The organism is Spirillospora sp. NPDC048911 (assembly GCF_043198015.1).
Classification (GTDB): Bacteria; Actinomycetota; Actinomycetes; order Streptosporangiales; family Streptosporangiaceae; genus Spirillospora.
The window spans coordinates 657449-682491 of the sequence record NZ_JBICUD010000002.1; the positions used below are offsets into that span (position 1 = coordinate 657449).

The 25043-nt window shown below is 70.6% G+C and carries 24 protein-coding genes; 17 read left to right on the plus strand and 7 right to left on the minus strand.

Going from position 1 to position 25043, the window contains the following annotated elements; translation table 11 throughout:
* Positions 1–88 precede the first annotated feature (88 nt).
* From ACGFNU_RS10290 to ACGFNU_RS10350, 13 genes are all read left to right on the plus strand, one after another.
* Positions 89–760 (plus strand): hemolysin III family protein, encoded by a 672-nt coding sequence (locus tag ACGFNU_RS10290; protein ID WP_392592052.1) that lies wholly within the window; start codon positions 89–91, stop codon positions 758–760.
* Positions 761–960: 200 nt separating this feature from the next.
* The gene (locus ACGFNU_RS10295; RefSeq protein ID WP_392593488.1) at positions 961–1914 is read left to right on the plus strand and encodes a bifunctional riboflavin kinase/FAD synthetase; all 954 of its coding nucleotides are present in this window, start codon (positions 961–963) and stop codon (positions 1912–1914) included.
* 215 nt (positions 1915–2129) lie between these two features.
* Positions 2130–2399, plus strand: a complete 270-nt coding sequence (gene rpsO, locus ACGFNU_RS10300) for a 30S ribosomal protein S15 (RefSeq protein WP_151564710.1) — start codon at positions 2130–2132, stop codon at positions 2397–2399.
* A 420-nt stretch (positions 2400–2819) separates the two neighbouring features.
* A complete protein-coding gene (locus ACGFNU_RS10305) occupies positions 2820–5180 on the plus strand; it encodes a polyribonucleotide nucleotidyltransferase (RefSeq protein ID WP_392593490.1) in 2361 nt (786 codons plus the stop codon).
* 100 nt (positions 5181–5280) lie between these two features.
* On the plus strand, positions 5281–6606 hold the full coding sequence (locus tag ACGFNU_RS10310) for a M16 family metallopeptidase (protein WP_392592055.1): 1326 nt from the start codon (positions 5281–5283) through the stop codon (positions 6604–6606).
* A gap of 54 nt (positions 6607–6660) precedes the next feature.
* A complete protein-coding gene (locus tag ACGFNU_RS10315; RefSeq protein WP_392592057.1) occupies positions 6661–7044 on the plus strand; it encodes a phage holin family protein in 384 nt (127 codons plus the stop codon).
* Between the two features lie 75 nt (positions 7045–7119).
* Positions 7120–7746, plus strand: a complete 627-nt coding sequence (locus ACGFNU_RS10320) for an FMN-dependent NADH-azoreductase (RefSeq protein ID WP_392592059.1) — start codon at positions 7120–7122, stop codon at positions 7744–7746.
* 99 nt (positions 7747–7845) lie between these two features.
* Entirely contained in the window at positions 7846–8586 is a 741-nt protein-coding gene (dapB, locus tag ACGFNU_RS10325) for a 4-hydroxy-tetrahydrodipicolinate reductase (RefSeq protein ID WP_392592061.1), read from the plus strand.
* On the plus strand, positions 8583–9122 hold the full coding sequence (locus tag ACGFNU_RS10330; protein WP_392592063.1) for a transglutaminase family protein: 540 nt from the start codon (positions 8583–8585) through the stop codon (positions 9120–9122). Before dapB ends, ACGFNU_RS10330 begins: the two co-directional genes overlap by 4 nt.
* 103 nt (positions 9123–9225) lie before the next feature.
* Positions 9226–12351 carry a S41 family peptidase gene (locus ACGFNU_RS10335; protein WP_392592064.1) on the plus strand — a complete coding sequence of 1042 codons (3126 nt, stop codon included), beginning with the start codon at positions 9226–9228 and terminating at the stop codon, positions 12349–12351.
* Positions 12352–12466: 115 nt separating this feature from the next.
* Positions 12467–12682 (plus strand): hypothetical protein, encoded by a 216-nt coding sequence (locus tag ACGFNU_RS10340; RefSeq protein WP_392592066.1) that lies wholly within the window; start codon positions 12467–12469, stop codon positions 12680–12682.
* A gap of 130 nt (positions 12683–12812) precedes the next feature.
* Positions 12813–13874, plus strand: a complete 1062-nt coding sequence (gene mltG, locus ACGFNU_RS10345; RefSeq protein ID WP_392592068.1) for an endolytic transglycosylase MltG — start codon at positions 12813–12815, stop codon at positions 13872–13874.
* 130 nt (positions 13875–14004) lie between these two features.
* On the plus strand, positions 14005–14517 hold the full coding sequence (locus tag ACGFNU_RS10350) for an SRPBCC family protein (RefSeq protein ID WP_392592070.1): 513 nt from the start codon (positions 14005–14007) through the stop codon (positions 14515–14517).
* A gap of 48 nt (positions 14518–14565) precedes the next feature.
* On the opposite strand, the gene modA is transcribed toward ACGFNU_RS10350, so the two are convergent.
* Positions 14566–15360 (minus strand): molybdate ABC transporter substrate-binding protein, encoded by a 795-nt coding sequence (gene modA, locus ACGFNU_RS10355; RefSeq protein ID WP_392592072.1) that lies wholly within the window; start codon positions 15358–15360, stop codon positions 14566–14568.
* Positions 15361–15472: 112 nt separating this feature from the next.
* Here modA and ACGFNU_RS10360 point away from each other — a divergent pair, with 112 nt between their 5' ends.
* Complete coding sequence (locus ACGFNU_RS10360) at positions 15473–16162, plus strand: uracil-DNA glycosylase (protein ID WP_392592074.1); 690 nt, start codon at positions 15473–15475, stop codon at positions 16160–16162.
* A 1-nt stretch (position 16163) separates the two neighbouring features.
* Here the strand turns inward: ACGFNU_RS10360 and ACGFNU_RS10365 are convergent, their stop codons facing one another.
* The 4 genes from ACGFNU_RS10365 to ACGFNU_RS10380 form a co-directional block, all read right to left on the minus strand.
* Complete coding sequence (locus ACGFNU_RS10365; RefSeq protein ID WP_392593492.1) at positions 16164–17030, minus strand: 1,4-dihydroxy-2-naphthoate polyprenyltransferase; 867 nt, start codon at positions 17028–17030, stop codon at positions 16164–16166.
* A gap of 2 nt (positions 17031–17032) precedes the next feature.
* The gene (locus tag ACGFNU_RS10370; protein ID WP_392592076.1) at positions 17033–18658 is read right to left on the minus strand and encodes an MFS transporter; all 1626 of its coding nucleotides are present in this window, start codon (positions 18656–18658) and stop codon (positions 17033–17035) included.
* A 290-nt stretch (positions 18659–18948) separates the two neighbouring features.
* Positions 18949–19491, minus strand: a complete 543-nt coding sequence (locus ACGFNU_RS10375) for a GNAT family N-acetyltransferase (RefSeq protein WP_392592077.1) — start codon at positions 19489–19491, stop codon at positions 18949–18951.
* Between the two features lie 91 nt (positions 19492–19582).
* On the minus strand, positions 19583–20125 hold the full coding sequence (locus ACGFNU_RS10380) for a CGNR zinc finger domain-containing protein (RefSeq protein WP_392592079.1): 543 nt from the start codon (positions 20123–20125) through the stop codon (positions 19583–19585).
* Positions 20126–20238: 113 nt separating this feature from the next.
* Here ACGFNU_RS10380 and ACGFNU_RS10385 point away from each other — a divergent pair, with 113 nt between their 5' ends.
* Entirely contained in the window at positions 20239–20532 is a 294-nt protein-coding gene (locus ACGFNU_RS10385; protein ID WP_392592081.1) for an antibiotic biosynthesis monooxygenase, read from the plus strand.
* Here ACGFNU_RS10385 and ACGFNU_RS10390 read toward each other — a convergent pair.
* Positions 20514–21905, minus strand: coding sequence for a PLP-dependent aminotransferase family protein (locus tag ACGFNU_RS10390; protein ID WP_392592083.1), 1392 nt, complete (start codon positions 21903–21905; stop codon positions 20514–20516). The two genes, ACGFNU_RS10385 and ACGFNU_RS10390, sit on opposite strands and share 19 nt — an antisense overlap.
* Between ACGFNU_RS10390 and ACGFNU_RS10395 the strand changes: the two genes are divergently transcribed.
* Positions 21904–22872: a DMT family transporter gene (locus ACGFNU_RS10395; RefSeq protein WP_392592085.1), complete on the plus strand. Its 969-nt coding sequence runs from the start codon at positions 21904–21906 to the stop codon at positions 22870–22872. The genes ACGFNU_RS10390 and ACGFNU_RS10395 overlap by 2 nt on opposite strands.
* Positions 22873–22898: 26 nt before the next feature.
* Complete coding sequence (locus ACGFNU_RS10400; RefSeq protein ID WP_392592087.1) at positions 22899–23924, plus strand: hypothetical protein; 1026 nt, start codon at positions 22899–22901, stop codon at positions 23922–23924.
* Between the two features lie 58 nt (positions 23925–23982).
* Here ACGFNU_RS10400 and ACGFNU_RS10405 read toward each other — a convergent pair whose 3' ends face one another.
* Positions 23983–24927 carry a hypothetical protein gene (locus ACGFNU_RS10405; RefSeq protein ID WP_392592088.1) on the minus strand — a complete coding sequence of 315 codons (945 nt, stop codon included), beginning with the start codon at positions 24925–24927 and terminating at the stop codon, positions 23983–23985.
* Between the last annotated feature and the right edge of the window lie 116 nt (positions 24928–25043).

The window sequence follows — 25043 nt, forward strand, 5'->3', positions numbered from 1 at the left end:
GAGTCACCTGAGGGAATGGGTGCGGTCCAACTTACGGTTGCGTAACCTACGGGAACGTAGGTTACGTTTTGCGGAGGAGGAGGTGTCCATGACCGCCCTGTCCCATCAGCCCCAGCAGGTTCCGTCGCCGACCAAGCCGCGCCTGCGGGGCTGGCTGCACATCGGCGCTTTCCCCGCCGTGCTCGCCGCCGGTCTCGTCCTGGTCGCGCTGGGGCCGACGCTTCAGGCGCGGCTGTCGTCGGCGGTGTACGTGGCGATGTCCGGGCTGCTGTTCGGGATCTCCGGGACGTACCACCGGCAGAGCTCGAACCGGATGATCGAGGTGCTGCGGCGGTTCGACCACGCCAACATCTATCTGATCATCGCCGGGACGTACACGCCGTTCGCGGTGCTCGCGCTGGACGGGGCGGCCCGGCTCGGCGTGCTGGCGGTGGTGTGGACGGGCGCGATCGCGGGTGTGGTCTTCCGCACCACCTGGGTCGGCGCGCCGCGCTGGTTGTACGTCTCGCTCTACATCGTGCTCGGCTGGGTCGCGGTGTTCTTCCTGCCGCAGTTCCTGTCCGGGGCCGGGATCGCGGCCTGCGTGCTCGTGGCCGTCGGTGGCGTCGCGTACAGCGTGGGCGGTGTCGTCTACGGGCTGCGGCGCCCCAACCCCTCGCCGCGCTGGTTCGGTTTCCACGAGGTCTTCCACGCCTGCACGCTCGCCGCGTACGTCATGCAGTACATCGCGGTCTCCCTGGTCGTCTATCAGTCGGCCTGACGATTTCTCCGAATTCATCCGGGCCGGAATGGGGGCGATCCGTAGGGGGATCCGCTACCGGCGAGTAGACTTCGGAGGGCCGACGCCAGGTGGCGACCGCTCCGGGGGACAGGCGCGCACGGCAACCCCCCTCGGTCGTGACGCCACGCGGCGCATGGCAGTCTGTGAGGCGACAGAACGTCCAACGCAGGGAGATCATGGTGCGGCGCTGGCACGGCCTCGACGAGGTTCCCGCCGACTGGGGCAGATCGGTGATCACCATCGGCGTCTTCGACGGGGTGCACCGCGGCCACCAGCGGATCGTGGGCCGCGCCGCCGAGCAGGCCCGCGAGCGGGGGCTCAAGTCCGTTGTGATCACCTTCGACCCGCATCCCGACGAGGTCGTCCGGCCGGGCACCCACCCGCCGCTGCTGAGCTCCACCAAGCGCCGCATCGAGCTGCTGGAGGGGCTCGGCACCGACGCGGTCGTGGTCGTCCCGTTCACGCTGGAGCTGTCGAAGGTGGGGCCGGACGAGTTCGTCCAGTCGGTGCTCGTCGACCGGCTCCACGCGGCGCACGTCATCGTCGGCGAGGACTTCCGCTTCGGCCACAAGGCCAAGGGCGACGTCGCGCTGCTGAAGGAGCTCGGCGAGAAGTACGACTTCACCGCCGAGGGCGTGCCGCTCGTGGCGAACGGCGACAAGATCTCCTCCACCGGCATCCGGACGCTGCTCGAGAGCGGCGCGGTCGAGGAGGCGAGCCACGCGCTGGGCCGCCCGCACCGCGTCGAGGGCATCGTCGTCCGCGGCCATCAGCGGGGGCGCCAGTTGGGCTTCCCGACCGCCAACCTGGAGACCCTGCCGCACACCGCGATCCCCGCCGACGGCGTCTACGCCGGCTGGCTGGTCTGCGACTCCGACCGGTATCCCGGTTTCCGCTGGCCCGCGGCGATCTCCATCGGCACCAACCCGACGTTCGAGGGCGCGGGCGAGCGGACCGTCGAGGCCTACGCGCTGGACCGGGACGATCTCGACCTCTACGGCGAGCACATGGCGGTGGACTTCGAGGCCCGCATCCGCGACACGCTCAAGTTCGAGTCGATCGAGGCCCTGATCGAGGAGATGCACCGGGACGTGGACCGCGCCAGAGAGATCACCGCGCCGGGGCGGGCCTGATCCGGCCGATCGCGGCCTGATCCGGCCGCCGATCACGGTCCGTTCCGCTCCGTCACGGGTCGCCTTTGGGACGTGGTACGGTGAATAGTCGCCGGGATAGGCCCCGGCTCGGTCGGCTGCACCCTCATGTGGCCGGCCACTTCCATACGCACCATGCGGACCCGCGCGCCTGCGGGCAGGGGATCTGCGGGTGACGAGCTTTCAGAAGGAGCCACGTGTCGCTCGACACCGCCACCAAGAACAAGATCATTGCTGAGTACGCGACCGCTGAGGGTGACACCGGATCCCCGGAAGTCCAGGTTGCGCTGCTGACCCGCCGGATCAACGATCTGACGGAGCACCTCAAGGAGCACAAGCACGACCACCACAGCCGCCGCGGGCTGCTGCTGCTGGTCGGCCGCCGTCGCCGGCTCCTCAAGTACCTGCAGAACAAGGACATCAACCGTTACCGGCAGCTGATCGAGCGTCTGGGTCTGCGCCGCTAGTACGGTGAAGGGGAGTGGCTGGTGGAGAACGGCTCCGTGTCCGGAGCCGGTTCACCACTGCCCGAGGTGCCGCGGGGGAGATCTCCGGGGCGCCCGGGGCCGCTCCCCTTTCTTCATGACCGGCCAAGGTTCATGAACAGGCAAGATTCGTCCGCGGGCCCGAGCCCGCGGACGTAGGCCGGGCCGGATCCGGGAAGGATCCGTCCGTCCGACAACTGAACGACCAACACCCGCGGACAGCGCCCTGGTGCGGCCGGTCCTCGGTAGTGGCTTTCGGAGCCCGCTCCCCGCCCGATCGGCGGCGGGGACCCGAAGATCCGGGAGCTTCGATCGAAGACCGGCATTGCGTAATAAACCACGGGAAGCGGGCCGCGGGAACGTCCGAAACCTAGGAGGTTTCCCGTGACAGAAGCTGTGCGCATCGATGGGGCGCAGAGCACCGAAGCCGTGATCGACAACGGTTCCTTCGGCACTCGTACCATCCGTTTCGAGACGGGCCGGCTGGCCCGTCAGGCGGCCGGTTCGGCCGTCGCCTACCTCGACGACGAGACGATGGTGCTCTCCGCCACCACCGCCTCCAAGAAGCCGAAGGACAACCTCGACTTCTTCCCCCTGACGGTCGACGTCGAGGAGCGCATGTACGCGGCCGGGCGCATCCCCGGCTCGTTCTTCCGCCGTGAGGGCCGTCCCTCCGAGGACGCCATCCTCACCTGCCGCCTGATCGACCGGCCGCTGCGCCCCTCGTTCACCAAGGGCCTGCGCAACGAGATCCAGGTCGTCGAGACGATCATGGCGTTGCACCCCGACCACCTGTACGACGTCGTGGCGATCAACGCCGCCTCGATGTCCACCCAGCTGGCGGGCCTGCCCTTCTCCGGCCCGATCGGCGGCGTCCGCGTCGCGCTGATCGAGGGCCAGTGGGTCGGTTTCCCGACGCACCCCGAGCTGGAGAACGCCACGTTCGACATGGTGGTCGCCGGTCGCGTCCTGGACGACGGCGACGTCGCGATCATGATGGTCGAGGCCGAGTCCACCCCGGGCACGCTGCGGCTCGTCGGTGACGGCGCCACCGCGCCCACCGAGGAGACCATCGCCGCGGGCCTCGAGGCGGCCAAGCCGTTCATCAAGGTCCTGTGCAAGGCGCAGAGCGACCTGGCGGCCGTGGCCGCCAAGCCGACCGCCGAGTACCCGATCTTCCTGGACTATCAGGACGACGTGTTCGAGGCCGTCAGCAACGCCGTGAGCAGTGAGCTCGCCGAGGCGCTGACCATCGGCGCCAAGCAGGAGCGCGAGTCCAAGCTCGACGAGCTCAAGGCCGGCGTCGCCGAGAAGCTCGGCGCCGACTTCGAGGGCCGCGAGAAGGAGATCTCCGCCGCCTTCCGCGCGCTGACCAAGAAGCTCGTCCGGGCGCGGGTCGTCAGCGACGGCCTGCGCATCGACGGCCGCGGAGTCAAGGACATCCGCCAGCTCAACGCCGAGGCGCACGTGATCCCGCGGGTGCACGGCTCGGCGCTGTTCGAGCGCGGCGAGACCCAGATCATGGGCGTGACCACGCTCAACATGCTCCGCATGGAGCAGATGATCGACACGCTCAACCCCGAGCGCACCAAGCGCTACATGCACAACTACAACTTCCCGCCGTACTCCACCGGTGAGACCGGCCGCGTGGGCTCGCCCAAGCGCCGCGAGATCGGCCACGGCGCGCTCGCCGAGCGGGCGCTGCTGCCGGTGCTGCCGACGCGCGAGGAGTTCCCCTACGCGATCCGCCAGGTGTCGGAGGCCCTCGGGTCCAACGGCTCCACCTCGATGGGCTCGGTCTGCGCGTCCACCATGTCGCTGCTCGACGCGGGCGTGCCGCTCAAGCAGATGGTGGCCGGCATCGCCATGGGCCTCATCCACGAGGGCGGCGAGTACGTCACGCTGACCGACATCCTCGGCGCCGAGGACGCCTTCGGCGACATGGACTTCAAGGTCGCCGGCACCCGGGACGTCATCACGGCCCTGCAGCTCGACACCAAGCTCGACGGCATCCCGGCCTCGGTGCTGGCCGCCGCGCTCAAGCAGGCCAAGGGCGCTCGCCTGGCGATCCTCGACGTCATGCAGGAGGCCATCGAGGCGCCCGCCGAGATGAGCCCGAACGCGCCGCGGATCATCACGATCAAGGTCCCGGTCGACAAGATCGGCGAGGTCATCGGCCCCAAGGGCAAGATGATCAACTCGATCCAGGACGACACCGGCGCCGACATCACGATCGAGGACGACGGCACCATCTACGTCGGCGCCACCGACGGCCCGTCGGCCGAGGCCGCGCGGCAGGCGATCAACGCGATCGCCAACCCGCACATGCCCGAGGTCGGCGAGCGGTACCTCGGCACGGTCGTCAAGACCACCACGTTCGGGGCGTTCGTGTCGCTGCTGCCCGGCAAGGACGGCCTGCTGCATGTCTCGCAGATCCGCAAGCTGCACGGCGGCGCCCGGATCGAGAACGTCGAGGACGTCATCAACGTCGGCGAGAAGATCCAGGTCGAGGTCACCGAGATCGACCAGCGCGGCAAGCTGTCGCTGGTCCCGGTCGAGGTCGTCGAGCGCGAGCAGGCCGACAAGGCCGACGGCGGCGAGAGCGCCGACGGTGGCGCGCCCGCGGCAGAGGCGGCCGGCGGCGACCGTGACGGAGACCGCGGTGACCGTGGCGAGCGCCGGTCCGAGGGCGGGGGCGACCGCGCCCCGCGCCGTCGCCGCACCCGCCGCGGCGGCGAGGGCGGCGGCGACCGCAACTCCTGACCGATCGCCTTGATCGCGACTGACCGAACACGCTGACCGACCGGCCTGCCCGTCTCCGGGCAGGCCGGTCGGACTTTCTCACCGAGGGATCGTGAACCCCGTGACGATTCTGGCCAATGCCCAGGAACCCGGCACCACCCACGTCGTGCACCCCGGCGCGGACGGTGCCGGCACCGTCCGGCGCTCGGTGCTGCCGGGCGGCCTGCGCGTCATCACCGAGACCATGCCGACCGTGCGGTCCGCCGCGTTCGGCATCTGGGCCGGTGTCGGCTCCCGCGACGAGGCCCCCGCCGACGCGGGCGCCAGCCACTACCTGGAGCACGTGCTGTTCAAGGGCACGCGGCGGCGGTCCGCGCTGGAGATCTCCGCGGCGATCGACGCGGTCGGCGGCGACCTCAACGCGTTCACCGCCAAGGAGTACACCTGCTACTACGCGCGGGTCCTCGACGCCGACCTGCCGCTGGCGGTCGACGTCGTCTCCGACATGGTGGCCTCGTCGGTCAACCGGCCCGAGGACGTCGAGTCCGAACGCGGTGTGATCCTCGAAGAGATCCACATGCGTGACGACGACCCCGGCGACCTCATCCACGACGAGTTCTCCACGGCGCTCTACGGGGACGCGCCGCTCGGCCGGCCCATCCTCGGCACGGTCGAGTCGATCAACGCGCTGGGCCGGGACCGCATCCACGCCTACTACCGCGAGCACTACGTCCCGGACAACCTGGTCGTCTCGGCCGCCGGCAACATCGACCACGACGAGGTCGTCCGGCTGGTCGCCCAGGCCTTCGAGGGCCATCTCGAGGGCCCCGCCCGTCCCCGGCCGCCCCGCCTGGACGGCACTCCGCAGCCCGCCGTCCCGACCGTGCGGGTCGTCGACAAGGACACCGAGCAGGCCCACGTGGTGCTCGGCGGCGTCGGCGTCTCCCGCACCGACGACCGCCGCTTCGCGCTTGGCGTCCTCAACGCCGCGCTCGGCGGCGGCATGTCCTCGCGCCTCTTCCAAGAGGTGCGCGAGAAGCGCGGCCTCGCCTACTCCGTCTACAGCTACACCTCGCAGTACGCCGACACCGGCGTCTTCGGCGTCTACGCGGGCTGCCAGACCGCCAAGGTCGACGAGGTCCTGTCGATCTGCCGCGACGAGGTGGCCAAGGCCGCAGCGAAGGGCATCACCGACGAGGAGCTCGAACGCGGCAAGGGGCAGCTGCGCGGCGCGATGGTGCTCGGCCTGGAGGACACCGGCTCCCGGATGAGCCGCATCGGCAAGAGCGAGCTGGTGTACGAGTCGCTGCTCGCCGTCGACGAGGTCCTCAGCCGCATCGACGCCGTCACCCTCGACGACATCCGCGCCGTGGCGGCCGACGTGCTCGCCGCGCCGCAGGCCCTTACCGTGATCGGCCCCTTCGGCGACCGCGACTTCACCCTCTGAGAGCTTTGATCGTCACGTTGCTCGGGTAGGCCTCCGGGGCGAGGGAGGTGCCCCATGCAGATCCTCATCCGGGTGCTCATCACCGCGGTCGCGCTGTGGGTGGCCACGGCGCTGGTCGGCGGGATCACCGTGACCGACGAGACCGCGGTCAAACGGTGGCTGACCCTGCTGGCGGTCGCGGTGATCTTCGGCCTGGTCAACGCGTTCATCAAACCCGTGATCAAGGTGCTGGGCTGCGCGTTCTACGTGCTGACGCTGGGCCTGATCGCGCTGGTGGTGAACGCGGCGCTGCTCATGCTGACCAGCTGGCTGGCCGGGAAGCTGGATCTGCCGTTCCACGTCGAGTGGTTCTGGCCCGCGTTCTGGGGCGCGATCATCGTCGGCGTCGTGTGCTGGCTGCTCGGCGTCCTGATCCCCGACGGAGAGTCCGATGACTGACCCTTGCTAACCGGACCACGGTCCGATAATCTCTCAAGCAACCGGACTAAGGTCCGCTTATTGAGAGGTGCGACCATGACCCGACTGCTGCACATCTCCGCCTCCCCGCGCGGGACCGCCTCCGAGTCGCTGGCGATCGCGACCACGTTCCTGGACGCCTACCGGGAGGCGCATCCCGGCGACACCGTCGATCACTACGACCTGTGGGACGGCACGCTGCCGGAGTTCGGCCCGGCCGGCGCCGGAGCCAAGATGACGGTCTTCGGCGGAGCGTCCCCCGAAGGAGCCCAGCACCACGCCTGGGCCGCCGCCAGGGCCGTCTTCGACCGCTTCGACTCCTACGACCGCTACCTGTTCAGCGTGCCGATGTGGAACGCCGGAGTCCCGTACGTCCTCAAGCAGTTCATCGACGTGATCAGCCAGCCCGGCTGGGTGTTCGGCTTCGACCCCGAGCAGGGGTACACCGGGCTGCTCCAGGGCAAGAAGGCCGCCGTCGTCTACACCAGCGCCGTCTACGGCCCCGGCCGGGCCCCCTCCTTCGGCGCCGACTTCCAGAGCACCTTCTTCAACGACTGGCTGAGCTGGGCCGGAATCACGGAAAGCACCGCCATCGAATTCCGCCCCAACCTCGCGACCTCAGACCCGGAAACCTCCCGCCGCCAGGCACACGCGCAAGCCCGCGAAGAGGGCAAACGCTTCTAGGGTGCGTCTCGAGGTCGGCTGCCCTGCCGCGGGCGGCGACCTCGAGAGTCACACCCGTGGGCGATAGGCTTCGACCTGCAGTCAAGCCGGGAGGCGAACGTGATCAAGGTTGGGGTGCTGGGCGCGCGGGGCCGGATGGGGGCCGAGGTGTGCCGGGCCGTCGAGGGCGCCGACGACATGGAGCTGGTCGCCGCCGTCGACCAGGACGACGAGCTGGAGTCCCTCACCCCCGCCGAGGTCGTGGTCGACTTCACCCACCCGGGCGTGGTCATGGACAACCTCCGCTGGTGCGTCGAGCACGGCCTGCACGCGGTCGTCGGCACCAGCGGCTTCGACCCGGGCCGCCTCGACACCGTTCGCGGCTGGCAGACGGCCAAGCCCGGGGCCAACGTCCTCATCGCGCCCAACTTCGGCATCGGCGCCGTCCTGATGATGCACTTCGCGCAGAAGGCGGCCCCGTTCTTCGAGTCCGTCGAGATCATCGAGCTGCACCACCCCAACAAGGCCGACGCCCCCTCCGGCACCGCCTACCGCACCGCCGAGCTGGTCTCCGCCGCCCGCGCCGAGGCGGGCACTCGCCCCTCGCCCGACGCCACCACCTCCGAGCTCCACGGCGCCCGCGGCACCGACGTCGAGGGCGTGCACGTCCACTCGATCCGCCTCTCGGGCCTCATCGCCCACCAGGAGGTCCTGCTGGGCGGCCACGGCGAGGTCTTCACGATCCGCCACGACTCGATGAACCGCGAGTCGTTCATGCCCGGCGTCCTGCTGGGCGTCCGCGCCGCCCAGGACCTCCCCGACCCCCTCACCGTCGGCATCGAGTCCCTCCTCGGTCTGTGATCTTCGACGCCGCACCCTGGGACTACCTAGCCGCCGACGAGGCAGTCGACCTAGAACACCCCCTGGTCCAATCCACCGCCGCGACCCTCCGCGTGGGCGACGACATCGCCTACGCCCGAGCGGCCTTCGAGTACGTCCGCGACGAGATAGAACACCCCCTAGACACCGGCGACCCCCGCGTAACCTGGCGCGCTTCCGACGTCCTAGCCCAAAACGTAGGCCTCTGCTACGCCCAGTCCCACGCCCTGGTAGCCCTCCTACGCGCCGGCGGCATCCAAGCAGGCTTCTGCTACCAGCCCTTCGACGTCCTGCACGGCCTGGTAGCCACCCTCATCGACGACCGCTGGATACACCTGGACCCCCGCGCCAAACACACACAGTTCTCCGCCACAGAAGACCGCCTGGCCTACCCAGAAACCCCGGTCCACCCCAAGGTCTACGCCGCCCCCCACCCAGCCGTCCTGGAAGCCCTAAAAACCCACACCAACGCCCAAACCCTCGCCGAGAACGGCCTCCCCACCCCCGACGTCCTCTGACGCTCCTAGGGCGCGCCTCGACTGGGCGGGTGAAGTTTTGCCCTCGGGTGTCTTTGGGTTGGGGTGTTTGGCGGCACGGTTGAGGGCGTAGTGGTGCTGCGGCGTGTCGAGGGCTTCCGTGCTGGGTTATTTCCGCTTTCCCGATGTGCGTGATGAGGTCGTGGTCTTCGTCGCGGACGATGACCTGTGGCTGGTGTCCACGGAGGGCGGGCGGGCCTGGCGGTTGACGGCGGGTGTGGCCGAGGTCGGGTTTCCGCGGATCTCTCCTGATGGGACGCAGGTCGCGTTCGTGGGGGAGGGCGAGGGGCCCAAGGAGGTCTACCTGCTCGCGTTGGACGGGGGCAATGCGCGGCGGCTCACCTATCAGGGGGCTCAGTGCACCGTGAGCGGGTGGGAGGGGGGCGATGTCGTCTACGCGAGTGATGTGGGGCAGCCGTTCGCGGGGCAGCGGTGGTTGCATCGGGTTAAAACGGACGGGGGATTGCCGCGGCGGTTGCCGTTCGGGCCTGCGGGGTCCATTTCGTTCGGGCCGGGCGGGGGTGTGGTGCTCGGGCGCAATACGGCTGATCCGGCGAGGTGGAAGCGGTACCGGGGCGGGACGGCGGGGAGCCTGTGGATTTCGGGGGGTGGTCCGTTCCGGCGGCTCCTGGAGTTGGACGGGAACCTCGCGGCGCCTTGCTGGGTGGGGGAGCGGGTCTACTTTCTGTCGGACCACGAGGGCATCGGGAATGTCTACTCGTGTCTGGAGGACGGCGGGGACCTCAGGCGCCATACCGATCACGAGGACTTCTACGCGCGCAATCTCGCCAGTGATGGGCGGCGGCTCGTCTACCACGCGGGAGCGGATCTGTATCTGCTGGATCCCGGTGAGGAGTCGCGGCGGATCGATGTGCGGTTGGGCACGTCGAGGTCGCAGCGGGATCGGAAGTTCGTGGATGCGGCGCAATATTTGGACGGTGCCACGCTGAGTCCTGACGGGTCCAGGCTTGCGGTGACCACGCGGGGCAAGGCGTTCACTTTTGAGTGTTGGACCGGTGCGGTACGCCAGTTGGGCGTGCGCAACGGGGTTCGCTATCGCTTGTTGAGCTGGTTGAACGACCAGGAGCGGCTGGTCGCGGCTGTGAGTGACCAGGGTGACCATGAGGCGCTTGTGCTGCTGGACGGGACGTCCGTGCGGTTCGACGCCGACACCGGGCGGATGGCGGAACTGGCGGTTTCGCCCGTGGATGACCGGGTCGCGATCACCAATCACCGTAATGAGCTTCTTTTGGTGGACGCGGGCGATCCAAAAGGGCCGGCGGTGCGGCTCGATGTGAGCCCCTATGGCGCCATCGAGGATCCGGCGTGGTCGCCTGACGGGCGCTGGCTGGCGTACACCTATCCCGACAGCGCCCAGAGCACGGCGATCAAGGTCTGCCGGGTGGACACGCGGGAGACGAGGGTCGTTCTTGAACCTGTGCTGCGGGATCGGGCGCCTTCGTTCGATCCTTGCGGCCGGTATCTGTACTTCATCGGCGCGCGGGTCTTCAATCCGATCGAGGACGCGCTGCAGTTCGGCATGGGGTTTCCGCTGGGGACGCTGCCGTACGCGATCGCGTTGCGCGCTGATGTGGCCCCGCCGGGCAAGGACGAGGCGGGGCCGGTCGAGCGGGTCGACATCGACTTCGACGGCATCGAACGGCGGGTGGTGCCGCTGGAGGTGCCCGAGGCGCGATACGCGCGGGTGGCGGGGATCGAGGGCAAGGTGCTCCTCTCGTACCACCCGATCGAAGGCATCCGCGACGTTCTGGTGGACAGCGCGCTGCTGCTGTACGACCTCGCCGAAGGCCGGCGGCGGCATCTGGCGTCGAAGATCAGCGGTTTCTGGGTGAGCCGGGACGGCGGCACCCTGCTCTACCGGGTCGGGCAGCGGCTGCGTGTGGTGCCCGCGGGCGACGACGTGCCCGACGGTGACGCGCCGGGGCCTTCGACGGGCTGGATCGACCTGTCCAGGGTGAAGGTGTCGATCTGGCCAGAGGGCGAGTGGTGCCAGATGTTCCGGGAGGCCTGGCGCTTGCAGTTGGAGCACTTCTGGGCCAGGGACATGGCAGGCCTGGACTGGTACGGCGTGTACGACCGTTACAAGCCGCTGGTCGACCGTGTGAACACCCGTAGCGAGTTCTCCGATCTGCTCTGGGAGATGCAGGGCGAGCTCGGAACGTCCCATGCGTACGAGCGGGGCGGCGCCTACCGCCCGCAGCCCGCGTATCCGCTGGCCTACCTGGGAGTGGACTGGGCGGTCGAGACCGGCCTCTATGTGATCGCGGGCATCGTGCGCGGCGATCCCTGGGACCCCGAGGCGACCTCGCCGCTCAACAGGCCCGGTGTCGACGTACGGGTCGGCGACGCCCTGCTGGCGGTGAACGGGCAGGCGGTGGGCCTGGGCTGCGGCGGTCCGCAGGAACAACTGGTCAGCCAGGTCGGCCAGGAGGTACAGCTCACCCTCCAGCGGGGCGAGGAGCCGCCCACCACGATCGAGGTGCCGACGCTCAGGGACGAACGGCCCGGCCGCTACCGCGACTGGGTGCGGGCCAACCGGAGCCTGGTGAACGAACGGACGGATGGACGTGTCGGCTACGTGCATGTGCCGGACATGAAGGCGGCCGGCTTCGCCGAGTTCCACCGTGGCTTCCTCAGGGAGTACGACCGCGACGCGCTGATAGTCGATGTGCGCTTCAACGGCGGCGGGTACGTGGGGGGTCTGCTGCTGCAGCGGCTGGCCCGGCCCCGCCTGGGTTTCGACTTCCCGCGCTGGGGCGTTCCGGAGCCCTACCTGAGGGAGTCGGTGGCCGGGCCGCTCGTCGGGCTCATCAACGAGCGCACCGGCTCGGACGGCGACGTCTTCGCGCACGCGTTCAAGGTGCTCGGGCTCGGCCCGCTGATCGGCAAGCGCACCTGGGGCGGGGTGGTCGGCATCCAGCCCCGGCACCGGCTCGCCGACCGCACGGTCACGACGCAGCCGGAGTTCTCGTTCGCCTTCGATGACGTCGGCTGGCAGTTGGAGAACTACGGCACCGCGCCGGACATCGACGTCGACATCACGCCCGAGGACCACGCCGAAGGACGCGACACCCAGCTTGAACGGGCCATTGCCGTGGCGCTCGAACAGCTGGAGAGCCGCCCGCCGCACCGGCCCGATCCCGCCGTCCGCCCCCGCTTCGAGGCGCCGCGGCTCCCACCACGCCGGTGATCTCGGCACGTTAAGGGCAGATCTCCACCTGCTAGACCGTCTCGTTACATCCCTCCGGGTACTGGTCGTAGTGGTGCAGGTCGTGCACCTCTGTAAAAACTGGGGGGAATGCCTCATGGGTATCTTCGATGACGCCAGGAACAAGACCTCGGGCGCCAAGGACAAGGCCAAGGAGAACGCCGAGAAGGCCGGCGACCGGGCTCGCGAGTCCGGTGGCGACTCCATGGACAACCTTCGCGACCGGGAGAACCTGCAGGACCAGGCCCGCGAGCAGGGCGACAACATGCGGGACCGGGCCCGCGACACCGGGGACGACTACCACCAGCCCTGAGGATTGCCCGTCTGGCCGCGGTCACTGAGGTCGAACGGGGGCGCACGGGGTCACCTGTGCGCCCCCTTCGTAGCGTTAAGTGTGATACTGATTGCTCTGGGTAATCAGTCTCCGGATCAACGGGGGATGAGTGAGCGACGGCCTGGATCGCAGCAGCCTCAAGGTGCCGCTCGTCGTGGGCGCGGCACTCCTCGTCCTCCTGGCCGCCGGAGCGGTCGCCTTCGGCGGATGGGTCACCTCCGCCCTCGCCCCGGACGACTTCGCGGGGCGCGGCGAGGGCGTGGCGATGATCCGGATCCAGCCGGGCCAGTCGGCCCGCGCGGTCGCCGCGTCCCTGGAGGCGGCGGGCGTCGTCGCGAGCGACGACGCGTTCGTCCAGGCCGTCGAGGGCTCAGCCAAGGCCGCCGAGCTGCGTCCGGGCCTCTATCGCCTGCGCCAGCGGATGAAGGCCTCCGCCGCGGTTGGCCTGCTCTTCGACCCGGCGGCGCGCGTCCAGCGGACGGTCACCGTCCGGGAGGGGCTGCGCCTGGACGAGACGCTCGCGATCCTCGCCAAGGGGTCGGGCATTCCGCGCGCCGAGTTCGCGGCGGCCGCCGCGCACCCTGCCGGGCTCGGCCTCCCCTCGTACGCGCGCGGCCGGCTGGAGGGTTTTCTCTTTCCGGCCACCTATCCCGTCGAGCCGGGCACGGACGCCAGGTCGATGCTGGCCGCGATGATCCAGCGCTTCCGCCAGGCCGCCGCCGACGTCGAGCTGGAAGGCCGGGCGGCCGCCGTGCGGCTGACGCCGCTCCAGGCCGTCACCGCGGCCAGCATCGTCCAAGCCGAGGGCGGCGGTCCCGCCGACTATCCGAAGATCGCGCGTGTGATCTACAACCGGCTCCGGGCCGGCGGGCGGCTCCAGCTCGACACGACGGTGCTGTACGCGCAGAAGCGCCACGACCTGCGAGTCTCGGTGAAAGACACTCAGGTGCGCTCGCCGTACAACACCTACGTCCGTGGCGGGCTGCCTCCCGGGCCGATCTCCAGCCCCGGCGAGGCGGCCCTGAAGGGCGTGCTCAGTCCGGCCCGGGGCGACTGGCGCTACTTCGTGACCACCGACCCGGAGCGCCGGATCACCAGGTTCACCGCGTCCGAGGCCGAGTTCCTCCGCTTCCGCGGCGAGCTCAACCGTGCCCTGAAGGCCGCCGACTAGCAGCCCAGCGAGGCCTCGGCTCCCGGAGCCCTCGACTGCCTCTTGCGTTGGCTAATCGTTTTAGCTAGCCTACTGGCTAATGAGATTAGCCATTTGGAAACTAGTCCTAGTTTCCAGGAGGGACGTACCCGTGCAGATCCGTCGCATCGCTCTCGTCGCCGCCGCTCTCCCGGTCGCCGTCGCCGGCACGCTCTTCGCCTGGGGCGAGCTGAAGCCGCACGAGGTCCGCACCACCGTCGAGATCGCGGCGCCCGCCGGCACCGTCTGGCAGGTGCTGACCGACTTCCAGCGCTATCCCGAGTGGAATCCGTTCATGGTCAGCGTCAAGGGCACCGCGCGGAAGGGGACGAAGCTCGACAACAAGCTGCGCGACAACGACGGCGGCGTGATGACGTTCAAGCCCGAGATCCTCAAGGCCGACGCCGGCCGGGAGCTGCGCTGGATCGGCCGGATGTGGGTCCCCGGCATCGTCGACGGCGAGCACTACTTTCTCATCGAGCCCGCCGGCGACGGCAAGGTCCGGCTGACCCAAGGCGAGCGCTTCACCGGCGCGCTCGTCCCGGTCGCCGCCGGTCAGCTGCGGATGGAGGACGAGTTCGCGGCCATGAACGCCGCGCTCAAGGCCCGCGCCGAGCGCGCCTGACGCACGCTCCGGCGGAGAGCCCTGCCCCGCGCCGAGCGAGCCTGACGCTCACTCTCCGGACGGAGGCGCGCTGGACGTGGCGGGAGTGGCGAAGCCGTGCTTGTTGAAGAGCTTGCGGGCGGTCGGCGAAGTCAGCCAGGTGACGAAGGGCAGCGCGCGTTCCTCGTTGTCGGTGTCCTTCACGGCCATCGCCGGATAGGTCGCCGTGACGTTCTCGTTCGCCGGGATGGGGACGCTGCTCGCGGCCGCCCCGGCGGAACGCAGGTCGGTGATGTAGACCAGCCCCGCGTCCGCCTCGCCGCCCCGCACCCGGTCCAGCACGGCCCGCGAGCTGATCTCCTCCGACGTCCAGCGGACGGTGAGCCCCGCCCGCGAGAAGACCTCCCGCGCGTACCGTCCCGCCGGGACCGTCGAGGCGCCGACCGCGACGCGCAGGCCACGGCGGCCGAGATCCCGCAGCCCGCGGATGCGCTTGGGGTTGCCGGGCGCGACCGCGATGGTGAGCGAGCCGAGCGCGACGATCCGGCGGCGGCCCGTCAGATAGCGCCCCACCGCGTCCATGCTCGCCTCGTCGGCCGTCATCAGCACGTCGCCGGGATCGCGGTCGGCGACCCGGCCGGCCATCTCCTGCGAGCCGCCGAACATGAACCGCACCGTCACGTCCCGGTGTTCGTGCTGGTAGGCGGCACCGAGCTCGGCCGCGACGTCGGTCAGCGACGAACCCGCCAGCACCGTCAGCGTCGTGTGCCCGGAGGACCCGCCGCACCCGGCGGCGCCCAGGGCGAGAGTGGGGAGCAGCGTGGCGAAGACGGTGACATGCCACCTGCGGGGGGAGTCGGGCATATGCCTTCATCCTAGAGTTGGTCGGGCTTCCCGCCGGTGATTCGCCCTGGCGTGTCAGACCTCCGCAATAGGCTCGTGCGTAGCCGAAGACCACTTCCCCGGAGAGGCCCGAATGTCCTTCGACCTGATGGAACTGCTGTCCGACGACTGGCGTGAGCGGCTCGACCCGCTGCTCGACCCGATCGCGACGGCGGCGCTGAGCGCGTACGTGGCGCAGGAGTACGCGACGCAGACGGTCTACCCGCCCCAGGAAGACCTGTTCACCGCGTTCCGGCACTGCTCGTACGACAAGGCGCGGGTCCTCATCCTCGGCCAGGACCCCTACCACGGCCCGGGGCAGGCCCACGGCATGAGCTTCAGCGTGCGCGACGGAGTGCGGCTGCCACCGTCGCTGCGCAACATCTACAAGGAGCTCGCGTCCGACCTGGAGGTGCCGGTCGCCAAGACCGGCGACCTGACGCCCTGGGCCGACCAGGGCGTGCTGCTGCTCAACGCGGTGCTGACCGTCCGCGGCGGCGAGGCGGGGGCGCACGCGGGCAAGGGCTGGGAGGAGTTCACCGACGCCGCCATCCGGGCGCTCAACGACAAGCCCGAACGCGTCGTCTTCGTCCTGTGGGGCGCCTACGCCCGCAAGAAGGCCCGCCTCATCACCGGCGTGCACCACACCGTGATCGAGTCGGCGCATCCGAGCCCGCTCAGCGCCAAGAAGTTCTTCGGCACCCGGCCGTTCAGCGCCGTCAACAAGGCGCTCGCCGACGCCGGCTCACCCGAGATCGTCTGGGACCTCGGCACCCCGCGATGAGTCAGAGCGCGAGGCCCACGGCGAGCAGCACGCCGTAGGCGATCTGCAGGCGACCGGTCTCGCCCAGCACGGGGATCAGGGCGGGGCCGTTCGCCCCGTTCAGTACCTTCTGGGTGGGCGGGACCGACAGCGGCGCCGCGACCAGCGCGATCAACACCCACGGGTGCGGCGCGGCCAGGGCCAGCACCATCATGAACGGCAGCGCCGTGCACGCCGCGTACAGCACGCGGGTCCACCGGTCGCCGAGCACGACCGCGAGGGTGCGCTTGCCAGAGACCTTGTCGGTGGGAATGTCGCGCAGGTTGTTGGCGACCAGCAGCGCGCACGCGAGCAGCCCGATCGGCACCGCCGCCGCCCATGCCTCCCACGGGACGTCCTCCACCTGCACGTACACCGTGCCGACCACGGCGACCAGGCCGAAGAAGACGAACACCGAGATCTCGCCGAGCGCCCGGTAGCCGTACGGGTTCTTGCCCCCGGTGTAGAACCACGCCGCGAGGATGGCGAACGCCCCCACCAGCAGCAGCCACCAGGTCGTCACCGCGGCCAGCGCGAGCCCGGCGACCGCCGCCGCCGCGAAGCAGCCCAGCGCCGCGGCCAGCACCTGCTTCGGCTTGGCGACCTTGGCGCCGACGAGGCGCAGCGGGCCGACGCGTTCCTCGTCGGTGCCGCGCACGCCGTCGCTGTAGTCGTTGGAGTAGTTGACGCCGATCTGCAGGATCAGCGCGACGAACGCGGCGAGCGCGGCACGCCACCACACCGCGTGCCCCGCGCCGATCGCGACGCCGGTGCCGACGACGACGGGGACGAGGGAGGTGGGGAGGGTGCGGGGCCGGGAGCCGGCGACCCATTGCGAGAGCGTGGCCACAGTCACCGTTCGTTTTCGTGGGACGACAGGGGTTCCGATTCTCGCCGATGTTGATCACTGCTCGGGCGCAGCCGCAACGACAATCCGAGGCCCAGCGCCAGGATCACCGCCGTGGTCAGGGCTCCCCGCCGGGCCGCTGTGGCGAGGCTCTCATCCGCGGCGGCCGCGAGCGCCGGTGTGCCGTGCAGCTCGCGGGCGTACGTGCCGGCGCTCTCCCGCAGCTCCCCGGCGATCGCCGCCCGTCGTTCCGCGGGCAGGCCCGACTCCTCCAGCCGGTCGCTCATCGCGTGGCCGAGGCTGGTGGCGAACACCGTCCCGATCACCGCGATGCCCAGCGCGGCGCCGACCTGGCGGACCGTCGACTGCGTGCCCGACGCCTGGCCGGCCTGCGCGGGCGGCACGTCGGCGAGCGACACGTTGGTGAGCTGGGCCGACGTCAGGCCGAGGCCCAGCCCGTACAGCAGCATCCACGGCGCCAGGCCAAGCCCGCCGGTGGACGCGCTGATCGTCAGAGCCAGCGCGACGACCGCCACGACCTCCAGCACCATGCCGATCTGCACGACCCGATGCGCGCCGCGCTTGTTGGCGAGCCGCCCCGCGTACCCGCCCGACACGAAGGCGCCGAGCGCCAGCGGCAGGATCGCCAGGCTGATCTGCAACGGCGCCGTGCCGTGCACGCCGAGCAGGAAGAGCGGCAGCACGAACACCAGCCCGAGCTCGCCCACGTTGATCAGCGCGGCGGCCAGATTGCCGCGGCGGAAGTTGGGGATCCGGAAGAGGTCCAGATCGAGCATGACCGCTCGCCCCGCCGCCGCCCGCGCCCGCTCGACGACCACCAGCACGGCCAGCAGCACGACGCCCAGCGCCAGCACGATCGGCACGGGCGAGAGCCCCCCGGTCGGCCAGCCGAACGGCCGGGTCGCCGTCCACCAGCCGTACGTCTGCCCCTCGATGAGCCCGCAGACCAGCGCGCCGAGCCCCAGCACCGCCAGCGCTCCGCCGAGCCAGTCGATCCCGCGCGGCCCGTCCGGCAGCCGGGTCTCGGGCATCAGCGCCAGCGCCCCGGCGATCAGCAGCGCCCCCAGCGGCAGATTGACGCCGAACGCCCAGCGCCAGCCGCCGCCGGACGCCAGCGCGCCGCCGAGCAGCGGCCCCAGCGCGGCCATGCCGCTGATCATCGAACCCCAGATGCCGAACGCGACCGCCCGGTCCTTGCCGGTGAACATCGCGTTCACCGTGGACAGCGTCGCCGGCATGATCATCGACGCGCCGACGCCCTGCAGGGCACGCGAGCCGATCAGCTGCGGCCCGCTCTGCGCCACCGCCGCCAGCACGCTGGCCAGCATGAACACCGCCACACCGGCCACGAACATCCGGCGCCGCCCGAACAGGTCACCCGCCCGCCCGAACGGGATCAGCAGCGCCGCGAAGACCAGCGAGTAGACCGAGTTGACCCACTCCGCGTCGGACGTGGTCAGCCCCAGCCCGTCGACCATCTGGGGCAGCACCACCCCGACGATGGTCGCGTCCACCACGATCAGCGAGACGCCCGAACTGATGACGACCATCGCGAGCCAGCGCCGCCGGTCGGGCGGCGTCCCGGCCGCGGGCGCGCGCGGCGGCGTCACAGAGGTAGTCAAAGGAAGTCCCGATGCCGATCAATCGATCCCGAAGCACTCGGCTTCAAACATAATCCCGGCTCACCAATGCCTCTCACGGACCCTCCACTTATGGCTTTCCGGCCTCGAAGGGCTCGCCTGGCGGCTCACCCTCCGAACCGCGAAGCGTGCGAGTGCGCATCGCTTCGCGATCTTCGCGTGAAGCTTCGCCTGGCGGCTCGCTCCAGCTCAGGTCCGCACTCGCGTGACGGTCGGTGTCCTTGGTCACACTCGCGGTACGGCCGATCTCGTGGGCGGGTTCACTCCGGGGCTATGTCGGTGTGGAGGCGGATCTGGCGGACGGGCTCGCCCATGTCGAGGGTGCGGGCGGTGCCGTCGGGGGCCCAGCCGGAGGAGCCGAGGAACGTGCGGAGCACCTTGTCGTCCTCGAAGGCCCAGCTGATCAGCGTGCCGAAGCCGTCGTCGCGGAGGAGGTCCACCGTGGCGGCCAGCAGGCGGCTGCCGTGACCGGCGCGTCCGTGGACGGGGTCGACCAGCAGGGTGAGGAGTTCCGCTGTCTGAGCCGGGTCGTGGTCGGGGTCCTCGGCCGGGCCGTGTGCGGCGAAGCCGACGACCAGGTCGGACGACACCGCGACGAGCAGCCGGTGCCGGGGGCTCGGCGGCGTGCTCGCGGCCTCCGCCCAGCGTTCCCGCCAGGCCTTCTGCGCGTCCGCGCTGGTGACCTCGGCGAGCGCGGCGGCGGGGAGGATGTCCCGGTAGCCCTGGCGCCACGCGCGCACCTGGATGTCGGCGACGGCGGCGGCGTCCGCCCGCCTGGCGGGCCGTACGCCCACATCGGCCATGGGTCGTCCTCTCGTCGAAAGGCCCCAGCCTAGAGGCCGAGCTCGTAGCGAGCCTCCTCCACGTCCTCGGGTCGCGCGGGCCTGCGGGCCATTACGCCGGGGCGGCTTTTGAGCGTGCTCGGTAGGCGCGGGTCTTGGTGCGGTTGCCGCAGACTCGCATGGAGCACCAGTTGCGGGAGCGGTTCTTGGACGTGTCGAGGAACGCCCAGCGGCAGGTGCGCTCCAGGCAGACCTTGAGGCGGGGCCAGCTTCCGTCGGCCGACGCCTCCATGACCGCCGCGGCCACGCGGGCGAGGGCGGCCGGGGCGCCGGTACCGACGGGGGCCAGGGAGGGGCTTGGCCCAGTGAGCGTCACCCGGAGCGGGAGCCTTGCGAACGCCGCGTCCAGCTCGGGCGGGAGGGGCGCGATGGACGGGGCGTGGTGATCGTGCATGGCCTCGCGGAGGCCCTTGCGGAGATCGATCGCCGTCGCGAGGACGCGCTCGTCCGCGGCGGAACCGGGTGCGAGGAGGTGGTGACCGATGAGCCATTCGGCCAGCTTGGCGGGCGTGGCGAGCTCGTCGGCGTCGCATTCGACGTCGAGGGTGTTGACGAAGTCCCGCAGCAGCAGGGCGGCGCGGAATGTCTCGGTCACCCGCTCAGTCTACCAAGGCGACACCGGTATTCGGTTTTGAGTGGTTGCATCGAGGGGAACACCGTCATAACGTTGTGGATGGTGTTCGAGCGAGGGGAGTGTCGCGTGTGCTGATGCGCGTCTGGAAGGGCTGGACCCGGCGTTCCGACGCCGACGAGTACGAGGGATATCTCAGGCGCACCGGCCTGGTGGGCTACCGGGAGACCGAGGGCAACCGCGGCGTCCATCTGACCCGGCGGGACGTCGGCGACAACACCGAGTTCTGCTTCGTCACGTTCTGGGAGTCGTGGGACGCCGTGCGCGCCTTCGCGGGCGACGATCCCGAGCGCGCCGTCTACTACCCCGACGACGACCGCTATCTGGTCGACCGCGACTGGGCCGTCACCCACTACGACGTGGTCACCTGAGCGAGGCGGCGGACGCCCTCGGCGAGTTCGGCCTCCGACGTCGCCGCCCCGAAGCTGATCCGCAGGTGCGGGCCCGGCGGCTCGGCGGGGAAGAACGGACGGCCGGCGCTGACCAGGACTCCGGCCCGCAGCGCGGCTTCGGCGAGCGCGACGTCGTCGATGCCGTCCGGCAGCCGCGCCCACAGATGCGGTCCGCCGGCCGGGCGGTCGACGCGCAGCTGGGGGAGTTCCCGGACGAGAGCGGTCAGGAGCGCGTCCCGCCGGGATTTCAGGGCGGTGCGGACCGCCCGCAGGTGGCGTGGCCAGCCGGGGGAGCTCACCAGGTCGAGGAGGGCCTCCTGGAGCGGGCGGGCCGGAAAGAAGCCCTCGACCATCTGGATCGCCCGGACGCGCTCGGCCACGGGACCGCGGGCGATCACCGCGGCGATCCGCATGCTGGCGGACGTGGCCTTGGTCATGGAGGCGATGTGGACGACGCGGCCGTCGGGATCGTGCGTGATCATCGGAGCGGGCGCGGGCTCGATCGCCAGATGGCGCGCGAAGTCGTCCTCGATCACGAAGGCGCCCGCGGCCCGGGCGACCGCCAGGACGTGCGCGCGGCGCCCGGCCGTGAGGCGCGCGCCGCTCGGGTTGTTGAACGTGGGCTGGCAGTAGAAGACCCGCGCCCCCGTCATGGCGAACGCCTCGGCGAGCAGATCGGGCCGGACACCATCGGCGTCCATGGGCACCGGTACCGGCTGCAGGCCGTTCGCGCGGGCGATGGCCAGCACGCCCAGATAGGTCGGGGATTCGACGAGCAGCGAGGCTCCCGGAGGGAGTAGCGCTCGCAACGTGGACGTGAGCGCCTGCTGGCCGCCCGCCGTGATGAGCACGTCGGCCGCGGTGAGATCCCCTCCGGCCGAGCGGGCGAACCACGAGCGCAGCCCGGCGATCCCGTTCAACGGCGGCGGCTCCCACGCGTCCGGCCGCCGTGCCGCCCGCGCCCCCGCCGCGGCCATCGCCCGGAGCGGTTGCAGCGAGGGGTGCAGGTAACCGCCGCTGAGCGGGATCGTGCCCTCAGGTGGCTGTGTGAGCAGCCAGGACACGCCGCTCGCGTCGACGGAGCGATCGCCGAGCGCGACCGACTGCCAGCTCAGATCGGCCGGTCCGGCGGCGGGCGCGGGCCGGTCGGCGGCGAAGGTGCCGCTGCCGGGCCGGGTCACCACGAGGCCCTCGGCGGCCAGCATGCCGAGCGCCCGCGACACCGTGACCGGGCTGACCCGGTGCCGTTCGACGAGCGTCCGGCTGGACGGCAGCCGCTCGCCGGCGCGCATCCGGCCCAGGTCGGTGCGCAGACGATCGGCGAGCGTGGCCACACTGCTATCCTGTTGCATGAGAAACAACGATAGCGCTACTGCTCCCTCGTCGATAGCGCTCGGTGGCCTGGGGCTGGCCGCTCTCGGGGTGCTGGCCTTCTCCTTCACGATGCCCGCGACGGTCTTCGCACTCGGCGGGCTCGACCCCTACCTCATCGGCATCGGGCGCGCCGCGGTCGCCGCGGCCCTCGCCGCGCTCGCGCTGCTGGCCGTCCGCGCGCCCCTCCCGAGGGGCCGCCAGTGGGCCGGGCTCGCGGCGGTCGCGGGCGGGGTCGTCTTCGGCTTCCCCGTGCTCTCGACGCTCGCGCTGGACCGCGGCTCCTCGTCCGCCCACGCCGCGGTGATCGTCGGCCTGCTGCCCGCCGCGACCGCCGTCATGGCGGTGCTGCGGGCGGGCGAACGGCCGTCCCGGGCCTTCTGGCTGGCGAGCGGCGCCGGTGCCGGGTGGATCACGTGCTTCGCGTTCGTCCGCGGGGCGGGCCGCTTCACGACGGCGGACCTGCTGCTGTTCGGCGCGCTCGCCGTCTGCGCCGTCGGATACGCCGAGGGCGGGCGGCTGGCGCGCGAGATGGCGGGCTGGCGGGTCATCTCGTGGGCCCTGGTGCTCGTCGCGCCCATCACCGTCCCCGTGACGTTCTGGCTGCTGGCGACGACCGGGCCGCAGTGGACCGGACGCGCCGTCGCCGGGTTCTCCTACGTGGCGCTGAGCTCGATGTACCTCGGTTTCTTCGCCTGGTACGCGGGCATGGCCAGGATCGGGATCGCGCAGGCGAGCCAGGTACAGCTCACCCAGCCGATCCTGACGCTGCTCTGGTCGGGCCTCGTCCTGGACGAGCTCGTCGACGCCACCACCGGCTTGGCGGCGCTGGGCGTACTGGTCTGCGTCGCCCTCACCCAGCGCACCCGCGTGCGCCGGGCATCCGGGCCCCTTGCGGGGTATGACGTGGTCACGCACGATGAGAGGGTCAGCGTCACAAAGCCGTGATGCCTGCCAGACGTCAGGAGCCGCGCATGGCCGACAAGCTGACCGTTCCCGAGGGCGGGTTCTGGCCCGCCCCCGAGATCCCGCAGCCCAACATCTACCCGATGGAGTGGCGCGTCGAGACGGCCAAGCTCGCCGCCATCTACGAGAAGTCCAAGCGCGTGGTCTGGAACCCGTCCGACCTGCCCTGGGACGGCCTGCGCGCCGGGGACTTCACGCCGGAACAGCGGCTCGGGATCATGTACTGGTTCGCGGTGCTGGCCAACTTCGACGCCTCCGGGCCCGCGGTGTTCGCCCGGGCGACCATCCACGCGTTCGAGCAGCACGAGGAGGACCCGGTCCGCAAGTGCTTCTTCTCGATCACCCGCGACGAGATGAACCACGAGGAGTGCTGCCAGCGGGCGATCGCCGCGCTGTGGCCGGGCGGCCCGCTCGACTGGACGCCGCAGACCGACCTGGAGAAGGCCGCGCACAACAACATCGGCTGGCTCTACCACAACGGCGGCCGCTACTGGCAGGGCTACAGCGGCGCCGTGGGCAAGTACTCGCTCGCCGTGCTGTTCACCAGCTTCATGATGGGCGAGATGGCCGCGTCCACGCTCTTCCGCGGCATGGCGTCGGGCACGTCGCATCCGCTGTTCAGCGAGATGTTCCAGCACATCGGCCGCGACGAGTCCCGGCACCTGCAGATCTGCATGACGATCCTGGAGAACGAGTGGCCCGGCCTCAACGACGACGTCAAGGGCCAGATCACCAAGCAGCTGCGGGCCGGGTTCGTCTTCCTTTCGATGATCCTCTGGGAGCCGCCGGAGGGTTTCTGGGACCTGCCCCCGTACTTCCTCGGCAACCACCGCGTGCTGATGAACCACGCCCGCGAGGCCGGTCTCGGCGTGCTCTCGTTCGACGAGCAGGCGGAGAACTGGAAGCTCGCCATCGCCCGCGTCCGGGCCATCGTGGAGCGCTGGGGCATCGAGTTCCCCGCGATCCCCGAGCTCGACATCGACGGCGTCACGGTCGAGGTCATCGACCCCGAGGACATCATCCCGGTCTTCTGATCCCAGCGGCCCCTGGTCCCGGTGAGGCCCGAGGGCCAGGGGCTCACGGTGATGGTGATCAGGCGCGGCCGCGGCTGACCGAGACGTTCCGGGCGCGGAAGAACGTGTCGCCGGAGGGCCCTGGCTGCGCGGGCCACTCGGGGCTGTTCCAGGGCTCGTCCTCGGTGAACGACGACCAAGACCCCATCTGCAGGTTGATGATCAAGTTCATCGGCACGCCCACCCAGTTGCGGCCGACATGGTGGCCGGGGCTGCCGTAGAAGACGTCGTCGAGGTAGTAGTTCAGGGCCACGTCGGTGGCGCTGGTCTTCACGATGTTCACCCGGTAGGAGTGCCAGGCGTCGGGATTCCTGGGCCTTCCGGGGTCCGCCGGGTCGGCCGGCAAAGTGAGATCGACCTGCGTCCGCTCCAGCGTCTCCTCGGTCTCCGGATCGCGGTCGTGGTCGCTGAAGGTGTTGAAGAGGTTGATGCCGTTGCCGACGTATTCGAGGATGTCGCTCTCGGGCGGCCAGACGGAGTCGGCGCCGGCGATCCAGAAGGCCGGCCAGATCCCCCGTCCCGTCTGGGCCCGGAACTCGCCGTGGATCTCGTACTCGGGGAAGCGGTCGTCGATGACGATCAGTTCCTTGGCGTGCACGGCGCCCGAGCGGTACCAGAGCGGCGCCTTCGGGTCGCTGGTGCTCTGGCCGTCCGCCTTGGCGAGGCGTGTCGCCTTCAGGGTCAGGACGCCGCCGGAGAGCGAGACCTGGCTGTGGTCCGTCGCGCTCCCGTGCATCTTGGCCGCGCCGTTGTGGGTGTCGCCCCAGGGGTACAGGTAGTTCCAGGCTTTGTGGAACGCGGCGTAGTCGGTGAACGAGCTCGCCGGGACGAGCGTCTCCCAGGTTGGCTCGCGGCGGGAGGCCGCGCCGGCGGGCCGCACCGGCCCGAGCGCGGGGGGCAGCGCGGGGGCCAGCGCGGTCGCGCCGAGCAGCCCGAACGCCTGCCGGCGGGTGATGTTGATCATGGTCCGCAGTGAACCGGGGCCCCGCGCGCGGGACGCCCCAATTGGTGATCTTGGCCGGATGCGGCCAAGATCACCGATGCGGTGACGGCTCCCGATGGGCCCCGGCCGGTCCTCGA

Coding starts and splice junctions, on each gene's coding strand:
- ACGFNU_RS10290 (WP_392592052.1), top strand. CDS start 89: ATGACCGCCCTGTCCCATCAGCCCCAGCAGGTTCCGTCGCCGACCAAG.
- ACGFNU_RS10315 (WP_392592057.1), top strand. CDS start 6,661: ATGCAGATCCTCATCCGGGTGCTCATCACCGCGGTCGCGCTGTGGGTG.
- ACGFNU_RS10320 (WP_392592059.1), top strand. CDS start 7,120: ATGACCCGACTGCTGCACATCTCCGCCTCCCCGCGCGGGACCGCCTCC.
- ACGFNU_RS10340 (WP_392592066.1), top strand. CDS start 12,467: ATGGGTATCTTCGATGACGCCAGGAACAAGACCTCGGGCGCCAAGGAC.
- modA (WP_392592072.1), bottom strand. CDS start 15,360: ATGCCCGACTCCCCCCGCAGGTGGCATGTCACCGTCTTCGCCACGCTG.
- ACGFNU_RS10360 (WP_392592074.1), top strand. CDS start 15,473: ATGTCCTTCGACCTGATGGAACTGCTGTCCGACGACTGGCGTGAGCGG.
- ACGFNU_RS10375 (WP_392592077.1), bottom strand. CDS start 19,491: ATGGCCGATGTGGGCGTACGGCCCGCCAGGCGGGCGGACGCCGCCGCC.
- ACGFNU_RS10385 (WP_392592081.1), top strand. CDS start 20,239: ATGCGCGTCTGGAAGGGCTGGACCCGGCGTTCCGACGCCGACGAGTAC.
- ACGFNU_RS10395 (WP_392592085.1), top strand. CDS start 21,904: ATGAGAAACAACGATAGCGCTACTGCTCCCTCGTCGATAGCGCTCGGT.
- ACGFNU_RS10390 (WP_392592083.1), bottom strand. CDS start 21,905: ATGCAACAGGATAGCAGTGTGGCCACGCTCGCCGATCGTCTGCGCACC.
- ACGFNU_RS10400 (WP_392592087.1), top strand. CDS start 22,899: ATGGCCGACAAGCTGACCGTTCCCGAGGGCGGGTTCTGGCCCGCCCCC.
- ACGFNU_RS10405 (WP_392592088.1), bottom strand. CDS start 24,927: ATGATCAACATCACCCGCCGGCAGGCGTTCGGGCTGCTCGGCGCGACC.